15 protein-coding genes are annotated in these 20,512 nt (G+C 70.9%); 6 read left to right on the top strand and 9 right to left on the bottom strand.

Translation table 11 applies throughout. From position 1 onward, the window contains the following. Nucleotides 1–2,419 (bottom strand): alpha-L-fucosidase (locus ABZ656_RS12630; protein ID WP_360267276.1); only part of this gene is annotated, 2,419 nt, incomplete at its 3' end. 254 nt (nucleotides 2,420–2,673) lie between these two features. On the opposite strand from ABZ656_RS12630, the gene ABZ656_RS12625 reads away from it, so the two are divergent. After that, a complete protein-coding gene (locus ABZ656_RS12625) occupies nucleotides 2,674–4,017 on the top strand; it encodes an amidase family protein (protein WP_101402318.1) in 1,344 nt (447 codons plus the stop codon). 57 nt (nucleotides 4,018–4,074) lie between these two features. Here ABZ656_RS12625 and ABZ656_RS12620 read toward each other — a convergent pair whose 3' ends face one another. Both ABZ656_RS12620 and ABZ656_RS12615 read right to left on the bottom strand, forming a co-directional pair. Then, a complete protein-coding gene (locus ABZ656_RS12620) occupies nucleotides 4,075–4,557 on the bottom strand; it encodes an N-acetyltransferase (RefSeq protein ID WP_360267272.1) in 483 nt (160 codons plus the stop codon). A 59-nt stretch (nucleotides 4,558–4,616) separates the two neighbouring features. Next, the gene (locus ABZ656_RS12615; protein WP_165853954.1) at nucleotides 4,617–4,790 is read right to left on the bottom strand and encodes a hypothetical protein; all 174 of its coding nucleotides are present in this window, start codon (nucleotides 4,788–4,790) and stop codon (nucleotides 4,617–4,619) included. 568 nt (nucleotides 4,791–5,358) lie between these two features. Between ABZ656_RS12615 and ABZ656_RS12610 the strand changes: the two genes are divergently transcribed. The 4 genes from ABZ656_RS12610 (at nucleotide 5,359) to ABZ656_RS12595 (ending at nucleotide 9,722) form a co-directional block, all read left to right on the top strand. Beyond that, the gene (locus ABZ656_RS12610) at nucleotides 5,359–6,603 is read left to right on the top strand and encodes a permease (protein ID WP_101402316.1); all 1,245 of its coding nucleotides are present in this window, start codon (nucleotides 5,359–5,361) and stop codon (nucleotides 6,601–6,603) included. Nucleotides 6,604–6,709: 106 nt separating this feature from the next. Beyond that, nucleotides 6,710–7,165, top strand: coding sequence for an HD domain-containing protein (locus ABZ656_RS12605; protein WP_101402315.1), 456 nt, complete (start codon nucleotides 6,710–6,712; stop codon nucleotides 7,163–7,165). 25 nt (nucleotides 7,166–7,190) lie between these two features. Then, nucleotides 7,191–7,991, top strand: a complete 801-nt coding sequence (locus tag ABZ656_RS12600) for an SDR family oxidoreductase (protein WP_360267267.1) — start codon at nucleotides 7,191–7,193, stop codon at nucleotides 7,989–7,991. Between the two features lie 117 nt (nucleotides 7,992–8,108). Further along, nucleotides 8,109–9,722, top strand: coding sequence for a serine hydrolase (locus tag ABZ656_RS12595; protein ID WP_360267264.1), 1,614 nt, complete (start codon nucleotides 8,109–8,111; stop codon nucleotides 9,720–9,722). Nucleotides 9,723–9,730: 8 nt separating this feature from the next. Here ABZ656_RS12595 and ABZ656_RS12590 read toward each other — a convergent pair whose 3' ends face one another. The 6 genes from ABZ656_RS12590 to ABZ656_RS12565 all read right to left on the bottom strand — a co-directional run bounded on the left by ABZ656_RS12590 (nucleotide 9,731) and on the right by ABZ656_RS12565 (nucleotide 19,155). Next, nucleotides 9,731–11,254 carry an SDR family NAD(P)-dependent oxidoreductase gene (locus ABZ656_RS12590; protein WP_360267261.1) on the bottom strand — a complete coding sequence of 508 codons (1,524 nt, stop codon included), beginning with the start codon at nucleotides 11,252–11,254 and terminating at the stop codon, nucleotides 9,731–9,733. 124 nt (nucleotides 11,255–11,378) lie between these two features. Further along, complete coding sequence (locus ABZ656_RS12585; protein WP_101402312.1) at nucleotides 11,379–12,710, bottom strand: wax ester/triacylglycerol synthase family O-acyltransferase; 1,332 nt, start codon at nucleotides 12,708–12,710, stop codon at nucleotides 11,379–11,381. Between the two features lie 297 nt (nucleotides 12,711–13,007). After that, nucleotides 13,008–15,614, bottom strand: a complete 2,607-nt coding sequence (locus tag ABZ656_RS12580; RefSeq protein WP_360267258.1) for a PA14 domain-containing protein — start codon at nucleotides 15,612–15,614, stop codon at nucleotides 13,008–13,010. A gap of 232 nt (nucleotides 15,615–15,846) precedes the next feature. Continuing rightward, nucleotides 15,847–17,067, bottom strand: coding sequence for a glucose-1-phosphate adenylyltransferase (glgC, locus tag ABZ656_RS12575; RefSeq protein WP_101402310.1), 1,221 nt, complete (start codon nucleotides 17,065–17,067; stop codon nucleotides 15,847–15,849). 81 nt (nucleotides 17,068–17,148) lie between these two features. Next, nucleotides 17,149–18,300: a glycogen synthase gene (glgA, locus tag ABZ656_RS12570; protein WP_360267255.1), complete on the bottom strand. Its 1,152-nt coding sequence runs from the start codon at nucleotides 18,298–18,300 to the stop codon at nucleotides 17,149–17,151. 81 nt (nucleotides 18,301–18,381) lie between these two features. Further along, the gene (locus tag ABZ656_RS12565) at nucleotides 18,382–19,155 is read right to left on the bottom strand and encodes a (2Fe-2S)-binding protein (protein WP_360267252.1); all 774 of its coding nucleotides are present in this window, start codon (nucleotides 19,153–19,155) and stop codon (nucleotides 18,382–18,384) included. Nucleotides 19,156–19,365: 210 nt separating this feature from the next. Between ABZ656_RS12565 and ABZ656_RS12560 the strand changes: the two genes are divergently transcribed. Further along, the coding region (locus ABZ656_RS12560; RefSeq protein ID WP_360267249.1) for a DMT family transporter at nucleotides 19,366–20,512 on the top strand (1,147 nt) is incomplete at its 3' end.

Here is a 20,512-nt window from a genome sequence, read left to right as displayed (position 1 = left end):
CTACCCGTTGTACACCGCCTGCGTCGAGCTGGGCATCCCGTTCTGCACCCAGGTCGGACACACCGGACCGCTGCCTCCCTCCGAGACCGGCCGGCACCTTGAACACCCACACGTACTGCCCCGCCTTGCGGGCCGCTTCCGGCACGTCGATGACCAGCGACCCGCCGCTCACCGTCCAGGTCAGCGGACGGTCGTGACCGAGCATGGTCACCTTGTCCCCGCCGCGGATCGGCACCGGCGCCTCGACGGTCAGTGTGGCGCCGGGCGCGGTCAGCGAGTGGATGTAGAACGCCTCGTTCTGCCGGACCGTGAAGCGCAGGTCCTCGCCGAGCTGTGCCATCCGCGACCAGTACGTGGTGTCGTAGATCGCCTCTCCGTTGGTCCTGAGCCAGCGGCCGGTCTCGCGCAGCCGGGTCTGCATGATCTCCGGGATGGTGCCGTCCGCGCGGGGGCCGATGTCCAGCAGGAAGTTGCCGTTCTTCGACACGATGTCGACCAGGCTCTGGACGACCTCCTCGGCGGTCATATAGGCGGCGTCGGGCGTCGCCTTGTTGTAGCCGTAGCTGAAGGGATCGAGTCCCCGGCTCGACTCCCACTTCGCGACGACCGTGTTCTCGTACGTCGTGTACTCGGGGGTGGTGAAGTCGTGGAAGCCGATGCCCGAACGGTTGTTGACGGTCACCTCGTACGGCTTGGGTCTGTTCTTGCCGTGGTTGAAGTATTCGGCGAGGACATGGAGGCTGTCGTTCGCGCCGCCGATGTCGCACCAGATGAGGGACGGGTCGTAGCCGTGGATCAGTTCCAGCATCTGCGGCGCCTGATAGTCCTTCACATAGTCCTTGCCCGCCGTGTATCCGGTGTACGGGAGCGGCTCCAGCGTGTACGGATTGCGCGGGGCGTGGCCCATCCACGGGTTGTCGGGGTTGAACCACTCGGGCATGGAGAAGTACAGGCCGCGGTGCAGCTCGGGCGTGAACTTCTTCGAGGCGTCGAAGAGTTCACGGATCAGATCGCGCTTCGGGCCCATCTTCACGGCGTTGCGGTCGGAGACCTTGGTGTCCCACAGGGCGAAGCCCTCGTGGTGCTTGGAGGTGAGGACGTGGTACTCGGCTCCTGCGTCACGGAAGAGTTCCACCCAGGCCCGGGGGTCGAACTTCTCCGCCGTGAACATCGGGATGAAGTCGTCGTAGGCGAAGTTCTCGCCGTAGGTGTCCCGGTGGTAGGCGTACACCGCGTTGTCCGGGCTCTGCAGGTGGTTCCAGTACCACTCGGCGTACTGCTTGCCGACCGGAGACCAGGCGGGCACCGAGTAGACACCCCAGTGGATGAAGATGCCGAACTTGGCGCGGTGGAACCAGTACGGGGCCTGGTGGCCGGCGAGAGAGCTCTCGGTGGGTTGGTAGTCCGGCACACCGAGGATCAACTCATTTTCCGCGGAAGCGACTTGCCTCCCGCGTCCGGTGACGGTCACCGTTCCGGGCCGCGCGGTGCCGGGTGCCGTGCCCACGCGGTTGCGGATGCCGACCCGGACGCGCGCCTGCTCGCCGGGGTCGAGGCGGATGACGTGCGCGGGCTCGACGGTGCGGGCGCCCGGCACGTCGACGCCGACCGACACCCGGTCGCCGGCGAGGACGGCGACCGTGCCCGCGTTGACGACGGTGGCCTCCACGCTCTGCGCGCCGCTCGACTCCAGCAGGGAGAAGGTGGAGTGCGCGTCCCGCAGGGCCAACGCCCGGCCCTGGGCTGCCGGTTGGAGGGAGAGGGCGAAGAGGTGGAGGGAGGCCTTGCCGGCCTCGGCGGGGTTGGTGGTCGGCAGGGTGAGGGCGACCGCCTCGCGCTGGGGGTCGATCCAGACCTCGGCCGTGCCGATACCCACGCCGTGCTCGTCCTTCGTGCCGTCCGGCCGGTAGCGGTAAGGGGCCGACAGCGACCCGCCCGTCGCGTACCAGTCCGCGCCGCCGAGCCCGGCGGTGGTCGTCGAGCCGTCGGCGTAGTGCACGGTGGCCCGCCCCGAGGCGTCGCCGTAGCTGCCCGCGGTGAGGAAGTGGGCCGAGAGATAGCGTCCGCTGGGGAGGTCGATGCGCTGGCCGAGGGCGACCACGTTGTTCCGGGCGCCCGCGGCGGAGGAGGGGAAGACGAACGCGATGCCGTCCACCTCTACGGGGCCCGCCGGGAGCTCCTCACCGGGGAACGTGTACCCCGAGCCGTCGAAGCTGCCGCCGGGGGCGGCCGCCGTGTCGATGCCGTCGTTGTCGGTGTACGCGTCGAGCGGTACGGGGATCGGGTCGGGGACGGGAACCCACTGGCCGTGCGGCTCGACCGCCGGTCGCGCTTCGGCCGTGGCCGCGAGGGGAAGAGTGGCCGCGACGGCCACTCCGGCCGCGGCGCCCAGAACCTGACGTCTTGGATACGTGCTCATAGCGGCTCCAATTCATCGGATGTTTGATGATTGAGGTGCCACCAGATCCCTGTCAATGGGGCGGGTAGGTGCGAAAGTTGAGCAAGTGATCGGATGATCTGTGACTCTGCGGAGATACCGGACAAGCGTGAGCGCAAAAGTCCAAGAAGACCGGTCCGAATGTCCAAGCGCGACGGCTCTCGACGCGGCACCCCGCCGCCGGGCACAGTGCTCCTCGTACTCACCAGTAATCCTCCTGCCCCCGAGGAGCACCCGTGACCAGCTGGGTCGGCCGGACCGCCACCGAGATCGCCGCAGCCGTACGCGAGAGGCGGGCCACGCCCCGCGAGGTGGTGGCCGGCCACCTCGCGCGGATCGAGCGGCTCGACGCGCGCGTGGGTGCCTTCCGTGCCGTGCGGTCCGAGGCCGCGCTCGCGGAGGCCGACGAGCTGGCCGGCCGCGCGGATCTGGCCGAACTCCCCCTCGCTGGGGTGCCCGTGGCCGTCAAGGACAACCTCGCGGTGCGCGGCGAGTCGAACCGCAACGGCTCCGCCGCGACCGCGGACACCCCCGCCGGTCACGACCATCCGACGGTGGCGCGGCTGCGCGCGGCGGGCGCCGTGGTCGTGGGCCTGACCAACGTGCCCGAGCTCTGTGTCTTCGGCACCTCCGAGGGCGTGCACGGCACGGCCCGCAACCCCTGGGACACCTCGCGCACGGCGGGCGGCTCCTCGGGCGGCAGCGCGGCCGCGGTCGCCGCCGGGATGGTGCCGATCGCGCTGGGCAACGACGGGATGGGTTCACTGCGCATCCCGGCCGCCAACTGCGGCATCGTCGGCCTCAAGCCGGGCCATGACACGATCCCGGCGGGCATCGGTCACGGCGACTGGTTCGGCATGTCGGAGAACGGGCCGCTCGCGACCACGGTCGAGGACGCCCGCCTGATGTTCTCGGTCCTGTCGGACACCGAGGCGATACGCCCCTCGGGCAACCTCGTCCGCAAGGTGGCTGTCTCCGTGCGCAGTCCGCTGGTCGGCGTGAGTGTCGGCCGCCCCTACGCGAACGCGGCCCGGGCGGCCGCCGAGTTGCTGGCCGGGGCGGGCCACGAGGTGCGGCCCGCCGACCCGCCGTACCCCTACTGGCTGGGCACCACCGCGCTGATGCACTGGACGGCAGGCACCGCGGTGGACGCCGAGGACCTCGACCCGCGCCGGCTGACCCGGCGGACCCGGGTGCACGCCGCCGTGGGGCGCCGTTTCGTGGCCGGGGTGCGCACGGGTGAGCGCCGCGAGCAGCTGCGCGGGCGTCTGCGGCCGTTCTTCGCGGAGCACGACGTGCTGCTCACCCCGGCACTGGCCCGGCGGGGGCCGGCCGCCGCGCCGTGGCACGAGCGTGGCTGGCTGCGCAATGTGCTGGTCAACACCAACTACTCGCCGCTGACGCCGCCGTGGAACCTCACCGGGTGGCCCGCGATGGCGGTACCGTTCGGAACCCTGCCGAGCGGGGCCCCGGCGGCCGTACAACTGGTCGGACGACCTGGATCCGAGCTCGAACTCCTGGAGCTGGCAGGGCAGTTGGAGGAACTGCGGCCGTGGCGACGGACGGCACCACTGGACTGAGGAGCGGCGACACGCCCTATGGCCTGTCGTTTGGATCGGGCCTGGGCCGCGGGGGCTTCACAGCGGCTTGTACATGATGTGCAGTCCCACCCGCACGTGCCGGGGATGCTCATAGGCGTCCGGCACGGTGCCGAGGATCGTGAAGCCGAGCGCGGTCCACAGCTTGACGGCGGGATTGGTCTCCACGACGGCGTTGAAGACCATGCCCCGGTAGCCGTCGGCCTTCGCCGCGGCGAGGATGTGCTCGGCGAGCGCGCGCCCGACGCCGAGCCCGGCATGGTCGGGGTCGACCATGAATCCGGCGCCCGCGACACGGGCGGCGGGGCCGCCGTAGTTGGGGGTGACGTAGGCCGAGCCGACGACCGCTCCGGTGGCGTCCTCGGCGACGTACACACGCTTGCCCGGTGCCATCCACAGGGCCCGGGCCGCCTCCTCGGAGGTGCCCGGGTCCCAGGTGTAGGTCTCACCCGCGGCGACGATCCGGTGCCAGAAAGGCCAGATCCGCGGCCAGTCGTCGGCCGCGGCTTCTCTGATCGGCATGGGCGTGAGTCTGGCACGCCCATGCCGTCGACGATCGCGATGAGTCCCGCCGGGAGCGGTCAGTCCACGCTGGGCAGGATGTGGGGCTCGGCGAGGTCGTCCTCGTACCCCGCGAGGCGGATCGGGGCGGACCTGGCCCACACGTCGAGGCTGCCGAGCTTCTTCTCGGGCCGGCCTCCGCGCTCCGTGCGTTCCTTGGGGCGCTGATCGCGATTCGTCTTCTCCGGTGTCACCGCGCACTCCTTATGTGTCGGGTCACCCTCGGGACGTACAGGGCCAGTCTGCTTCCGGTCGCCTGACATCCCCTCGGGTCTGAGTCGAAGGCAGTTAAGGACGCGGTGGCGCCGGTAACTCGTGCGAGAGCAGGCCGTGGTGACCGGCTGTCCCGGGACGGACCTTGGGTGTGGGTGGAACCCCTTCAGGCTGTCCGTCCGCTACAGGGTAACCAAATGAGCGGGTCCCCGCTCGATGGGGCTGAAAACACGAGGTAACCGTCTTGCGTCGATCAGGGTCCACCGGTCCCCGATCTGGGCCTATTTGATGATGTATCCCCTCTCGCGCGCCACCCGTTCGGCGTAACGTCAGACCCCCCGCGACCAGGGCGGGAAGACTCAACCCGGCGCCCGGACAGGGGCGATGGACCGACCCGCGGAGCCCGGCCCTCCCCTTGGGGCGGCCCTCCGAAGTCTTTGCGGAACCTTGAACCGGCGTGACCCGTCCGGTCGCCGCGCGGCATCCAATACCCCTAGGGGGTATAGTCCCGCATGAGTCGGGGAAGCCTGACGGGAAAGAGTGAGGCCGATGCACGCGATCCTGCACGCACTGTCCATCACCGGGTCGATGACCTGGGAGATCACCTGGGCGCTGATCCTGGGGTTCGGCCTCTCCGCCGTCGTCCAGGCCGTGGTGCGCCGCGCGACGATCGTGCGGCTCCTCGGTGACGACCGGCCGCGGACCCTCACGCTGGCCGCGGGGCTCGGTGCGGCGTCCTCGTCCTGCTCGTACGCGGCCGTCGCGCTCGCCCGCTCGCTGTTCCGCAAGGGCGCGAACTTCACCGCGGCGATGGCGTTCGAGATCGCCTCCACCAATCTGGTCGTCGAACTCGGTGTGATCCTGGCCCTGTTGATGGGCTGGCAGTTCACGGTCGCCGAATTCGTCGGCGGCCCGATCATGATCGTGGTGCTGGCCGTGCTCTTCCGGATCTTTCTGCGCGAACGGCTGCTGCGCGAGGCCCGGGAGCAGGCGGAGCGCGGGCTAGCCGGGTCGATGGAAGGGCATGCCGCGATGGACATGTCAATCCAGACGGAGGGCTCGTTCGTGCGGCGGCTGCTCTCGCGCGACGGCTACACCTCCGTCGCACACGTGTTCGTCATGGAGTGGGCGGCGATCCTGCGCGATCTGGTGATCGGTCTGCTGATCGCGGGCGCGATCGCGGCCTGGGTACCCGACGCGTTCTGGCAGTCCCTTTTCCTCGACGGCCATCCGCTCGCCGCGAAGCTGATCGGCCCCCTGGTCGGCCCGCTCGTGGCGATCGCCTCGTTCGTCTGTTCGATCGGAAACGTGCCGCTGGCCGTCGTGCTGTGGAAGGGCGGGATCAGCTTCGGCGGTGTGGTCGCGTTCATCTTCGCCGACCTGCTGATCCTGCCGATCCTGAACATCTACCGGAAGTACTACGGGCTCCGGATGACGGGCTTCCTCCTGGTCACCTTCTACGCCGCCATGGTGCTCGCCGGATACGTCGTGGAGTTCCTCTTCGGCGGCCTCGGACTCATCCCCGACCAGGCCGACGCGGAGATCCCCATGGAGGGCGTCTCCTGGAACTACACGACCTGGCTCAACATCGTCTTCCTGCTGCTGGCGGCGGCCCTGGTGTGGCGGTTCCTGCGCACGGGCGGCCGGGAGATGCTGCGGATGATGGGCGGGGCGCCGGAGCCGGAGGGCCACGGGCACGGGACCGCCGGGGCGGAAGGCCACCACCACGGCGCACCTGCGCCCGAAGTCCATGGGCACGGGACTCCGGGGGGCGAAGGCCACGGGCACCACTGAACACGGCGCGCAGTTCAGGTCCCGTTGGCCGATTCGCAAGGCAGCCATGATCTGCTGGCGCCCGGAAACGGCTTTTTCCCGCGGGAGGACTCGGGAGGACTGACGCATGGAGCTGCGCAGCGTCGAGGAGCTGATGGATCTGCTGCACGCGTGCCGGGGCGCCCGGGACACCCCGGGCCGCTGTGGCGGCCGAGTCGATCTGCACGAACACGCCCTGCAGACCGCCGCGCTCCTGCGCAGAAGTCGTCCCGCGGACAAGGAACTCCAGGTGGCGGGCCTGGTCCACGCCGTGGGGCACCTGCTGCGGCCCGGCGACACGGCCGGACACGCAGGCCTGGCGGCGGACCTGGTCCGGCCGCTGCTCGGTGGGCGGGTCTCCCGGCTCGTCCGCCTGCACACCGGCGGATGGGCCGACGACACGGACACCGACGACGTGCTGAGCCTGCGCCACGCGGACGAGTCGGGCAGGGTCGCCGGTCTCGACGCCGGGGTCCTGGAGGACTGGCGCACGGTGCTGGAGCTGGTGGCGGCGCAGCACTCGCGGCTCGGGGCTGTCGACTGACGGTCCGTCATGAGACGGTACACGGATGACGACGCCGTACGGGCTTGAGGGCAGGAGCGCCATCGTCACCGGGGCCTCGCGCGGGATCGGTCTCGCCGTCGCCGAGGAGCTCTCCCGGGCGGGGGCGCGGGTGTGTGTGACGGCCCGGGACCCGGACGCGGTGGGCCGGGCCGCCGAACGGCTCGGCGGCATCGGGCTCGCGGGCTCGGTGGCCGATCCGGCCCATCTGCGGGAGCTGACCGAGCTGGCGCTGCGGGAGTTCGGGCGCATCGACGTCGTGGTGAACAACGCCGCCACCAACCAGCCGTACGGCCCGCTCATGGACGCCGATCCGGACCGCTGGCGCGAGGCGTTCACGGTCAACGTGGAGGCCCCGCTGCGGTTGGTGCAGTGTGCCTGGCGGGCCTGGATGGGCGAGCACGGCGGCACGGTCGTGAACGTGTGCACGGAGGGCGCCGGGCATGTGGGGCCGAACGTGGGGGCGTACGGCACCAGCAAGGCGGCCCTCCTCCACCTCACCCAGCAGCTCGCCGGCGAACTCGCCCCGAAGGTGCGGGTGAACTCCGTCTCCCCGGGGCTCGTCCGCACCGAGATGGCCCGGTTCGTCTGGGAGAACGCCGAGGACGAGCTCGGCGCGGGGCTCCCGCTGGGCCGCATCGGCCGGCCCGAGGACATCGCGCGGGCGGTGGTCTGGCTGGCCTCGGACGCGGCCGGGTGGATCACGGGCGCCGATCTGCTGGTCGACGGAGGGACCCGGGTCCGCTCCGCGCACTCCCCCGCCGACACCGTCCACGAACGCCTGCGGACCCGCGCGCCCGGCGCGTAGAGGCCGCGCCGGCTCCCACCGGCTCAGGCCCGGCTCCCGCCCGCCCCCGCAGGACTCCGTACGGCCCCCGCCCGACTCCGCAGGACAAAGCCTCACAGTGCGCGTTCAATGGTGACCATGGGTGTGCGGCGACGGACGGGACACCACCGGAGCACGGCGCTGATCGCGGCCGCCGCGGCGTCCCTGTTCAGCGCGGGGTGCACCGCCTCCGGCTCCGCCGTCGCGGCGGCCCCGCCACCCCAGCCGCCGCAGCGGCTCACCCAGGCCAAGGTGGACGATGCCGTCGGCAAGCTCGACGGCATCGTGCGGGACGCCATGAAGAGGACAGGCGTTCCCGGCGTCGCCGTGGCCGTCGTCCACAAAAACCGCGTGGTCTGTCTGAAGGGCTTCGGCGAGCGTCGGGAGGGACGGTCCGGGGGCGTCGACGCGGACACCGTCTTCCAGCTCGCGTCCCTGTCCAAGCCGCTGGCCTCGACCGTCGTCGCGGGGGTCGTCGGCGGCAGGACGCTCGGCTGGGACGACCCCGTCACCGCGCATCTGCCCGGCTTCTCGCTCAAGGATCCCTGGGTCACGGCGCACGTCACGTACGCCGACCTCTTCTCCCACCGCAGCGGCCTGCCCGACCACTCCGGTGACCTCCTCGAAGACCTCGGCTACGACCGGGCGTACATCCTGGACCACCTGAGATACGAGCCGCTCAGCCCGTTCCGCGCCAGCTACGCCTATACCAACTACGGGGTCACCGCCGCGGGTCAGGCGGTCGCGAACGCGAAGGACACGACCTGGGACAAGCTCTCCCAGGACACGCTGTACGGCCCCGCCGGCATGAAGAACACCAGCTCCCGCTTCTCCGACTACGACCGGGCCAAGGACAAGGCCGTCACCCATGTGAAGAACGCGGACGGCGGCTGGCAGGCGAAGTACGTCCGGGACGCCGACGCCCAGTCGCCCGCGGGCGGCGCGAGCTCCACGGCCCGTGACATGGCGACCTGGATGCGGCTGCAACTGGCGAACGGAAAACTGGACGGCAGGCAGATCATCCCCGCCGCCCCGCTGGAGCGCACCCACCTGCCCGAGATCGTCGCCCAGCCCCCGCAGGCCCCGGCGGGCCGCGCGGGCTTCTACGGCCTCGGCTGGAACGTCGGATACGACGACCAGGGCCGACTGCGCCTCAGCCACTCCGGCGCCTTCGAGCTCGGCGCCAACACCAATGTGACGATGCTGCCCGGCGAGCAGCTCGGCATCACCGTCCTGACCAACGCGGCGCCGGTGGGCCTCGCCGACTCGGTCGCGCAGGACTTCTTCGACACCGCCCAGTACGGGAAGCCCACGACGGACTGGCTGCCCCTGATCGACAGGGTCTACCGGCAGCAGGAGCAGCAGGGCCGCTCCCCCACCGACTACGCCAGCCCCCCGCGGAACGCGTCCCCGGCCCGCGCCCTCGACACGTACACGGGCACGTACGGCAACGCCTACTACGGTCCGCTCACCGTCACGGCCGCGAACGGCGAACTCGGCATGAGCCTGGGCCCGAAGCACACGAAGTTCCGGCTCACCCACTACGACGGCGACAGGTTCAGCTTCCGGACCGTCGGCGAGAACGCGACCGGGCTCTCGGGGGTGACGTTCAAGGTCGGTTCGGGTTCACCGGGGTCCGGCGGCTCGAAGGCGTCACGGGTGACCGTCGAGGCCTGGGACCACGACGGCCTGGGCACCTTCACCCGCGGATGACGGTGGGGTCACCACTTGCCGGGCGCGTAGTCCTTCATGAAGACGCCGTACAGGTCCTCGCCCTGCTCGCCGCGCACGATCGGGTCGTACACCCGGGCCGCGCCGTCGATCAGGTCGAGCGGGGCGTGGAAACCCGCGTCGGCGAGACGCATCTTGTCGGGGTGCGGGCGCTCGTCGGTGATCCAGCCGGTGTCGACGGCGGTCATCAGGATGCGGTCCTTCTCGAACATCTCCTGGGCGCTGGTGCGCGTGAGCATGTTCAGGGCGGCCTTGGCCATGTTGGTGTGCGGGTGGCCCGCGCCCTTGTAGCCACGGTTGAAGACGCCCTCCATGGCGGAGACGTTCACGATGTACGTGCGTTCGGCCCCGGAGGCCGCCATCGCCGCGCGCAGCCGGCTGATCAGGATGAAGGGGGCCGTCGAGTTGCAGAGCTGGACCTCCAGCAGCTCGACCGGCGTGACCTCCTCGACCGACTGGATCCAGCTGTTGGTGTCGTGCAGGTCGGGCACGAGCCCGCCCGCGTCGATGGCCGTACCGGCCGCGATCCGCTCCAGGGAGGCCGAGCCGGACACCAGGGCCAGTTCGGTGACGTCCTGCGCGGTCAGCGCGCCCCCGCCGGCGACCGGGAGCGCGGCCACCGCGCCGGAGCCGAAGGTGCCGATGACCTCGGCGGGCGGCAGCTCACCGGCGGGCAGCGGGCCGGACTCGGCGGCGAGCAGCTCGCTGTAGGCCCCCGGGGAACGGCGTACGGTCTGGGCGGCGTTGTTGATCAGGATGTCGAGCGGGCCCTCGGCGGCGACCGACTCGGCCAGGGCCACGACCTGCGCCGGGTCGCGCAGGTCGATGCCGACGATCTTCAGACGGCCGATCCATTCGTCGCTGTCGGGCATGGCCTTGAAGCGGCGGATCGCGTCGTTCGGGAAGCGCGTGGTGATGGTGGTGTGCGCGCCGTCGCGCAGCAGCCGCAGCGCGATGTACATGCCGATCTTGGCACGGCCGCCGGTGAGCAGCGCGCGCTTGCCGGTGAGGTCGGCGCGGGCGTCGCGGCGGGCGCGGTTCTCGGCGGCGCAGTCCTGGCAGAGCTGGTGGTAGAAGTAGTCGACCTCGACGTACCGCTTCTTGCAGATGTAGCAGGAGCGCGGACGCTGGAGTATCCCCGCGATCTCGCCGGCGTCGGTGACCGACGAGGGCAGGATGCCCTCCGTCTCGTCGTCGATGCGCTGGGCGGAGCCGGTCGCGGTGGACTCGGTGACGGCCTTGTCGTGGGCGGTCTTGGCGGCCCTGCGCTCCTGGCGGCGGCGCTGCTTGACCGTGCGGTAGACGCCCGCGGTGGCGCGGCGCACGGCGATGGCGTCCGGGTGGTCGACCTCGATCTTGTCGAGCTCGTCGAGCACGCCGAGACAGACGGCCAGCCGCTCCGGGTCGATGCCCGGCCCGTAGGAGACCGCCTCCCCGTCCACGGCGGAAGCCGTCCGGTCGTCCTCAGCCGTGTCCACGGCGAGAGCCGCCTGGCCGTCCTCTGTCACCGTCATCGCGTGTGCCGTTCCTCGGGTCTCGCGCCGCGCTCGAACCGCGCTCGCTTTCGAAGGCGGAATTTTACGGAGCAAGAGGGCAAGGCGCCAAACCCGAGATGATCACCGGTCCCCGCGGGCCGTTTCAGGGGCCGCAGGCGATGATCAGCGTCTCCACCTCCTCGGACAGCGCGCGGGCCAGCCGGTTCAGGTCCGGCACGGCCTGTGCGTCGGCGACGAGCCCGTAGTGGACCCGTCCGCGGTACGTCGACACGGCCACCGCCAGCGCCTGGCCGCGGGCCAGCGGGGCGAGCGGATAGACCTCGGTGAGCGGGCAGCCGCCGAGCTTCAGGCCGAGGCTGGGCAGCGGCACGCTGGTGACCAGGATGTCGAAGAGCAGCCGGGCCGCCTGGCCGACGACGGGACCGCCGAGGCGGTGGCCGATCGGCGGCACATGGTCGGCGAGCAGCGCGACGGCGCCCGCTCCCCGGTTGGGTCCCGCGTCCTTGTTGGCGTCCATCGCCGTACGCACCGAACGGAGCCGGCCGAGCGGGTCCGGGTCGTCGACGGGAAGCCGTATCAGGTAACCGGAGAGCCGGTTGCCCTGAGGGTGCGCGGTGCGCGGGCGGCGCCTGGAGACGGGAATCAGGGCGCGGGGCACGACTCCCTCGCTGCCGTCACCGCGTTCGTCGAGCCAGTTGCGCAGGGCGCCCGCGACGACGGCGATGAGGACGTCGTTGACGGTGCCTCCGACGCTCTTGCGGACGCGGTGCACATCGTCCAGGTCGAGGGCCACACCCGCGATCCGGCGGGTGCCGGTGGGCTGCGAGGTGAGCGCGGGCGAGGAACGGGCGCCGAAGGTGGCACGGGCGACGGAGCTGCCGATGTCGAGGGCGCGGCCCAGGTCCAAGAGGGTTCCGCGGACCAGGTCGGGCAGTTTGCGGACATCCGGGAGAAGTCCTCGGGGCGGCTCCGCGGGGCGCGGGCGGGGCTCGGGCAGGTCCAGCGGGTCCATGAGGGCGGCGGCGAGCATCAGCGCCCGCAGGCCGTCGGCCAGCGCGTGGTGGAACTTGAAGAACACGGCGAACGAGGTGCCGTCCTCACCGGGCAGGACGTGCGCCTCCCACGGGGGCCGGCCGCGCTGGAGCGGGCGTTCCATGAGCCGGCCCGCGGCGGCGGAGAAGTCCGCGGCCGGCGCGTGCAGCCGGACGTGGTCGAGGGGTTCGAAGTCGGGCGCGGGTTCCCGGGCCGCGCTCCCGAAGTTGGGCGGGAAGGCGAGGGGCTGCCAGACGTCGCGGATCCGCATGCGCAGCCCGGGCACCCCGGCCGCGCGGACCGCGAGCAGTTCGGCGGCGTGCGCGCCGGCGGTCGGAGAGTGCGCGGAGAAGACACCGAGGGCGCCGAGGTGCATCGGGTGCTGGGCGGACTCGATGTTCCAGAACGCCAGGTCGAGTGGTGCGAGGAGATCAGGAGTCAAAGGCTTGCTCTCGCGTCGACGACAGGGTGAGCAAGCAGTCAAACCCCGACAGGCGATTACGGTCAAGTACGATCAAGCTACGCTCAGTTAACAGCAGATTAAGTCCCGCCCCCGCGAAAGGGGCGGGACACAAGGGGCACGTGAGGTCGGATCAGGATAGGCGTCCCGACCGCGGCACGCGCGCCGACGCGCGGCCACGCGAAGGACCGGAAGCGTCAGGCCGCTCGAAGGACCTCGAAGGACCTCGAAGGACCGGAAGCGTCAGGCCGCTCGAAGGACCTCGAAGGACCGGGAGCGTCAGGTCGCCGGGCAGCCTGTGGGGGTCGCCCGGGACGCGTCGGCGATCAGCGCCTCGTGCGCCGCCCGCAACCTCCCCACGTCCGGCTTCACGACCTTGCGGTCATAGGTGAGGAGCCCGTTCAGCTCGCCCTCCACGTCCGAGATCTGGGTGTAGACGGCGCCGTTGCTCCCCCGGCACGCGAGCGCCCGCACCTCGGCGAGGCGGGCGAGGTAGTCGTCGGTGTACGTCGACGGGTCCACGTCCACGTACGACTGCTGGACCGACCAGGCGTGCCCGGGTACGGCGAGCCCCAGGCCCCCGTACTCGCCGCTGACAAGCGCGCGTCTGCCGTCGGGGGCCGGTGGCAGCGCGGGGCTCGGGTAGCCGTGTTCGTCCATGATGTCGCCGGTGCCGCCGTCGGCCCCCAGGTTCAGCCCCGACATACCGTTGACGAGCCGGGTCGGATCCCACGCCTTGGCCTGGTCGGCGATGCGGCCCTCGTCGTACTGGCCCCAGCCCTCGTTGAAGGTCACCCACATCACGACCGCGGGACTGCTGATGTGCTGGTCGATCATCAGTTTCATCTCGCGCTCGTACTCCGCGCGGGCCGCCGCGCTCGGGTTCACCCCGGCGGTCATGGCGGGCATGTCCTGCCAGACCAGCAGGCCGAGCCGGTCCGCCCAGTAGAACCAGCGGTCGGGCTCCACCTTGATGTGCTTGCGCACCGCGTTGAAGCCCATCTCCTTGTGCATGCGCAGGTCGTACGCGAGGGCCTCGTCCGTCGGCGCGGTGTACAGGCCGTCGGGCCAGAACCCCTGGTCGAGCGTGGCCATCATGAAGACGGGCTTGCCGTTGAGGACGGTGCGCGGGGTGCCGTCGACCTTCTCGACGGAGATCGAGCGCATCCCGAAGTAGCTGCCGACGCGGTCACGCCCGACGCTCACCCTGAGGTCGTAGAGGAAGGGGTCGTCCGGCGACCAGAGGCGCGGGTGGGCGATCTTCAGGGTCAGCGGCTGTCCGGTGCGGCCGGTGACGGTGGCGACCTTGCGACCTCCCTCGTACGCCGTCGCCGTGACCGGCAGCCCGTCGCGCACGCCCTTCGGTTCCACGGTGAGCCGGCCGCCGTCGACGTCCGGAGTGAGCTTGAGCGAGTCGACGTGGTCCGGGGCGACCGGCTCCATCCACACCGTCTGCCAGATGCCGGAGGTCGGGGTGTACCAGATCCCGCTGGGGTCGAGGCGCTGCTTGCCGAGCGGCGGGTTCTCACCGGACGCGGCGTCGGTCGGGTCGTACACGCCGACGATCAGTTCCTGGGTGCGGCCGGGCTTCAGCGCGTCGGTGACGTCGGCGCCGAACTTGTCGTAGCCGCCCCGGTGTTCGGCGACCTTGACCCCGTTGACGTACACCTCGGACTGCCAGTCGACGGCACCGAAGTTGAGCAGGAGCCGCTTGCCCGAGCCGATGTGCCAGTCGGCCGGGACGGTGAAGGTGCGGCGATACCACATGCGGTTCTCGTGGCGTTCGACGCCGGACAACTGGGACTCCACGGGGTACGGGACGAGGATGTGCTCGCCGAGCGTCCTCCCGACCGGGGGCTGCTCTCCCGCGGTGGCGGCGGCGAACTGCCAGCGCCCGTTGAGGTTGCGCCAGGCGTCACGCGTGAGCTGGGGGCGGGGGTATTCCGGCAGGGCGTTGTCCGGCCCGACCTCGTCGGCCCACTTCGTGCGCAGTTCGTACGTGGAGCGGTTGGGGCCGCTGCTCCAGAAGGCGCCGATCGCCTTGCCGTCCCCGGCGGCGACGAGGCCGCCCGTACCGTCGTAGCGCAGGTCGGCGGTGCCGCGTGCGGTGCCGGTCTTGTCGCCGACGACGGGTTCCTTGAGCGTGACGAGGAGAGATCTGGGGTCGGCGGGGTCCGACTCGGCCGCTGCCAAGGGCCACTTGGCGCCGCCGATCACGGCCTGGAGGTGGTCGACGACGGCGGCCGGGGGCGCGGACAGTTCCGTTGCGAAGTCTAGCTTGAGGGTGCGGCCGTCCGGCTGGACGGTGGTCGCGAGGGCGCCGTCGTAGTCGTAGCCGTCGGGCAGCAGGAACGCCGACTGCGGGATCGCCACCTTGCCGCCTCCCGGTTCGGTCCAGCGCAGATGGAGGTTGGAGCCGCCGTAGTGCTCGAAGTACTCGAGCTTGAAGTCATAGGTCTGACCCGCCGTCAGCTCGATGGGCTCAGAGGTCTGTTCGCGGTCCCAGTCGTCCACCCAGTGGTCGATGACGGGCCTGCCGTCGATCCAGAGACGGAAACCGTTGTCGCCGATGATCGAGAAGGTGGTGGGTCCGCTCTTCTCCGGTACGAGCTTGCCGGTCCAGCGGACGCTGACATCGTTGTCCTGGCCCGTGGCCAAGCGCAGCCGGGGTTCCAGGTCGTCGAAGTCGAGTTGCGGGTCGAAGCCGGTGGCCTTGAGTTCGTGGAAGTCGAAGGCGCCGGGGGCGGACTGGGTGTAGTAGTCGCCCTTCAGTCCGTGGACCGCGACGGGATCATCGGCCGCGGCGGGCACGGAGGCGAGTCCCGCGGCGCCGAGGGCCGCGCCGAGCAGTAACGCGAGTCGGTCTCCGAGTCGTCCGAAACGCACGGATCCTCCTCTTTGAGGACGGGTGGGGGACGGTGGTGAGGACGGTTGCCGGACGGGCCAGGGATGGGCGTGGGGCGGGTGGCACGGCTCTTGCTCAGACGGAACAACGTTGTCACCAACGGCAGTTGGCATGACAACACGGGGTCCCACTTTCTGTCCAGGGACATGACAACGGCCCTGGTGGGCACGGACGCACCAGGGCCGTCGTCGGTCACCGCCGGACAGGCCCTGGCTAGGGCACGATCCGGCCCTTGCCCAGCGCGATCACCCCGCCCTTGGAAACCGTGTAGAGATCCGCGTCCCGCTCGGGGTTGACGCCGATCGTCGCGCCCGGCGGCACCTCGACGTTCTTGTCGAGGACCGCGCCGCGCACCACCGCACCCCGCCCTATGTGGACGTTGTCGTGCAGGATCGAGCCCTGGACGACGGCTCCCGGGTCGACCACGACACCCGGCGAGAGCACGGACCGCGTGACCTGCCCCCGGATCAGACAGCCCGCGCTGACGATCGATTCGCTCGCGATGCCCCCGGCGTTGAATCGCGCCGGGGAGAGCTGTCCGGAACTGGTGTAGATGGGCCAGCTGCGGTTGTAGAGGTTGAAGGCGGGGCGTTCGGCGATCAGGTCCATATGGGCGTCGTAGTAGGCGTCGAGGGTGCCCACGTCACGCCAGTAGCCCTGGTCGCGGGTGGTCTCGCCGGGCACGTGGTTGTCACTGAAGTCGTAGAGCTGTGCCTCGCCGCGGTCGGTGAGCATCGGCAGAATCGATCCGCCCATGTCGTGCACCGAATGCACGTCCTCGGCGTCCCGCTGGAGCGCCTCCACCAAGGCCTTGGTGGTGAAGATGTAGTTGCCCATCGAGGCGAAGACGCACTCGGGGTCGTCGGGCAGGCCCGGCGGATCGGCGGGCTTCTCCAGGAAGCCCTCCACCGTCTGCCCGTCGGAGCCGGGGCTGATGACCCCGAAGGAGGACGACTCGGAGCGCGGCACCCGTATGCCGGCGACGGTCACACCCGCGCCGCCCTCGATGTGCTGGGCGAGCATCTGCCGCGGGTCCATGCGGTAGACGTGGTCGGCGCCGAACACCGCGATGTAGTCCGGCCGTTCGTCGTGCACGAGGTTGAGGGACTGCAGGATCGCGTCCGCGCTGCCCAGGTACCAGCGCGGGCCGAGCCGCTGCTGGGCCGGGACCGGTGTGACGTAGTTGCCGAGCAGGCTCGACATCCGCCAGGTCGTGGTCACATGACGGTCCAGGGAGTGCGACTTGTACTGCGTCAGGACGCAGATGCGCAGGATGTCGGCGTTGACGAGATTGGAGAGTACGAAGTCCACCAGGCGGTACGTCCCGCCGAAGGTGACCGCGGGTTTCGCGCGGTCCGCGGTGAGGGGCATGAGCCGTTTGCCCTCTCCACCCGCAAGTACGATTCCCAGCACCGAAGGTCCACCGCGCCGCATGCCGCCGCCCCTCTAAGCCCGGTCGAGCCACGCCCGCTGTGCCGGGCCGGCCCCGTCGCTTGAACTACACCTGTCCGATGGTTACCCCGGTTTGAGGACTTCCTCGTAAAGCTGGACGGTCCGCCGGGCCACCGCGTCCCATCCGAACTCCCGCACCGCGCGCTCCCGTCCGGCCTCGCCCATCCGCCGGGCCGTCTCCGGGTCGGCGAGCACCGAGTCGAGGGCGAGCGCCAGATCGGCCTCGAAGTTCCCCTCGACCTGCACGAGAAGGCCCGTCGCGCCGTGTTCGACCACCTCGGGAATCCCACCGACCCTGGAGGCCACCACGGCCGTACCGCAGGCCATCGCCTCCAGATTGACGATGCCCAGCGGCTCGTACACCGAGGGGCACACGAAGACCGCGGCGTGCGTGAGGAGTTGGACGACGTCCGGGCGGGGCAGCATCTGCGGGATCCAGTGCAGTCCCTGGCGTACGGCACTCAGTTCCTGGAAGAGATCACGGAACTCCCGGTCGATCTCGGGGGTGTCGGGGGCGCCCGCGCACAGCACCACCTGCACGGCCGGGTCGATGTCCCGTACCGCGCGCAACAGGTGGGGCACGCCCTTCTGGCGGGTGATGCGGCCGACGAACAGGACATAGGGGCGCGCGGTGTCGATGCCGATGCGCTCCAGGACGTCCGTGCCGTGGTCCGGCCGGTAGAGGGTGGTGTCGATGCCGTTGTGCACGACGCGCACCGTGGCCGGGTCCAGGGCGGGGTAGCAGGTGAGGATGTCCTCGCGCATGGCGCCGGAGACGGCGATGACGGCGTCGGCGGCCTCGATGGCGGTGCGCTCGGCCCAGCTGGACAGGGCGTAGCCACCGCCGAGCTGCTCGGCCTTCCAGGGGCGCAGCGGCTCCAGGGAGTGGGCGGTCATGATGTGCGGGATGCCGTACAGCAGCTTGCCGAAGTGACCGGCGAGGTTGGCGTACCAGGTGTGCGAGTGGACGAGTTCGCGGCCTTCGAGGGCGGCGGCCATGGCGAGGTCCACGGAGAACGTGCGCAGCGCGTCGTTGGCGCCGTCGAGCGAGGACCAGGACCGGTGGCGTACGACGCCGCCCGCGGCACCCTCGCCCCAGCAGTGCACGTCCAGGTCCGTGAGGGTCCGCAACTCCCGGGCGAGGAACTCGACATGGACACCCGCGCCGCCGTACACGTCCGGCGGGTACTCCCGGGTCAGCAGTCCCACTCGCACGCAGAGCCCCCCGTCGTACCGAATACCGGCTGGTGCCCTTCATGGTCACCCAGAAGGGACGCTTGGGGAAGACCGCGGTTCTCAGCGGCGGCCCGGAGCCCCGCTCCGCGGGCGGCCCGGCGTCCGGCCCGGCGGGCGGTCGAAGCAGCAGTCGCCGCAGAGGCCGCCGCCGGGGAGCCGGTAGTACAGGCAGCAGCTGCGGCGGCGGAGGGTACGGGGGTCGACGGTCGCGGACAGGTCGGGATGCGTGAACAGGCCGGCGACGAGGGCGCGGGCCCGATCGGCCACGTCCGTACGGCCGTTGGCCTCGGCCCAGCGGTGCAGCTGGCGCCAGGCACCCGCGAGCGCCGAGCCCGCGTTCCCCCACAACAGGCCCTCCGACATGCGGTATCGGGTACGCAGAGCCGCCGCCAGCGGGGCGAGGTGGCCGTCCCGTACGACCTCCCCGATCGCCGCCACCGGCAGTGCGCGTACCTCGGACAGCCACAGGTCCTCCGGAGCACTGCCGTCCGGATCCCACCACAGCAGCCCCGGATCGAGGTCCGGCAGCCGCCCGTACAGCGCGGCGGCGCCGAGCGAGACCGACCACAGACGGGCCGCGAGGCCCTGCTGCGCCACCGAGACCGCGATGCGGTCCTCGGGCGCCCGCAGACTCGCCGCGACCTTCCGGACGCGAAAATTCAGAGGATCCGACCGGACATCTCTGGGATCATCGTCTCGGGGAGACGCGTACGCCTGTGCGAGCGTCGGCAGCGGGGCACGCGGCGGTACGCCGGTGCGCAGTACGAAGAAGCCGCCGAGCGAGCCGAGCGCCACGAGTTCCGGGTCGAGGTCCACGAACAGCAGTAGTACCAAGTCCCCTAGGGGTTCTCACCGGAGGGTCTCCCCCTCATGTCGCCCACCCAGGGGAGGACATGGGGCGAGTCGTACTCCATCGGCAGTACTACTCATTGCCTGCTCAGGTACGACGACGTGAACGGATGCGCGAGGCATCGTAGTGGGTATGAAGGCCGATCGTTCGCCGCGCCGGGCACAGCGCCCCCGCCGCACGCAGAGGAGGGACTCATGAGCGCGCTCGCGCTGTCCGTCCTGCTCTCGTTCGTCTCCGCCGTTGCGTACGCCGGCGGCGCGATCGTCCAGGAGCAGGTCGCGCTGACCTCTCCCGACCAGACGTACGCGCCGTTGCGCCGCCCCGGCTGGTGGGCGGCGGTCGCCCTGAGCGGCGTCGGCGGAGTGCTGCACGTGGTGGCGCTCGCCTACGGCCCGCTGAGCCTGGTGCAGCCCCTGGGCGCGCTGACCATCGTGTTCGCGCTCCCCATGGCGGCCGTCTTCGTCGGCCGCAAGGCCGGGGCGACCGCCTGGCGTGGCGCGATCATGGCCACGGGCGGCCTCGCGGTCCTGCTCGCCCTGGTCGGCTCGGCGGATTCGCAGTCCCTGAGTGACACCCAGATCACGGTGCTGGCCGTGGTGTCGGGCGGCGCGGTGGCGGCCTTCATGGTGGCGGGCCGCGCCGCGCACCGGCACCCGGCCGTGCGCAGCGTGATGCTCGCGGTGGGGTCCGGCATAGCCTTCAGCATGTCCTCGGTGTTCACCAAGACCGTCGCGGTGGACTGGTCGCACCAGGTCTCGCTCTCCGACCTGCCGAGCCTCGCCCTCATAGGGGTCTTCGCGACGGCCGGGATGCTGCTGTCGCAGGCCTCGTACCGGGGCGGCGGTCTCGCGGCGCCGCTGGCCACGCTGACGGTCGTCAACCCCGTCGTGGCGGCGGCTGTCGGCATCACGATGTTCGGCGAGACCTTCCGCTACGGCGAGACGGGCACCGTGCTCGCGCTGGCCTGCGGAGTCGTCGCGGCGGGTGGTCTGATCCTGCTCACGACCGAGCAGATCGGCAGCGCCCGCAACACCGCCGAGGTCGCCGCACCCGCCGCCGTGAAGACCGAGCCCGAGGCGGAACCGGCCATGCCGGACTCCGCGTTGGAGGCGCTGCTGCTCGCGGCGCTGCCCGAGCAGTCCGCGGGACCGGGCCACGAGGACGAGCCGGCCGCGGACCGCGGAGAGACGTTCGGCGCGGGGTTCGGGGACGGGTTCGACGCGGGGCTCGGGGAGGCGTTCGACGCCAAGCTCGGAGACAAATTCGACGCGGGGCTCGGGAAGGCATTCGACGCCGGGCTCGGAAACGAACTCGGAAGCGGACTCGGCGCGGGGCTCGGGG

The organism is Streptomyces sp. NPDC007095 (assembly GCF_040634475.1).
In the GTDB taxonomy this organism is placed as follows: Bacteria; Actinomycetota; Actinomycetes; order Streptomycetales; family Streptomycetaceae; genus Streptomyces.
The sequence above is the reverse complement of the archived record's forward strand: the minus strand, read 5'-3'. Positions and strand labels throughout refer to the sequence as shown.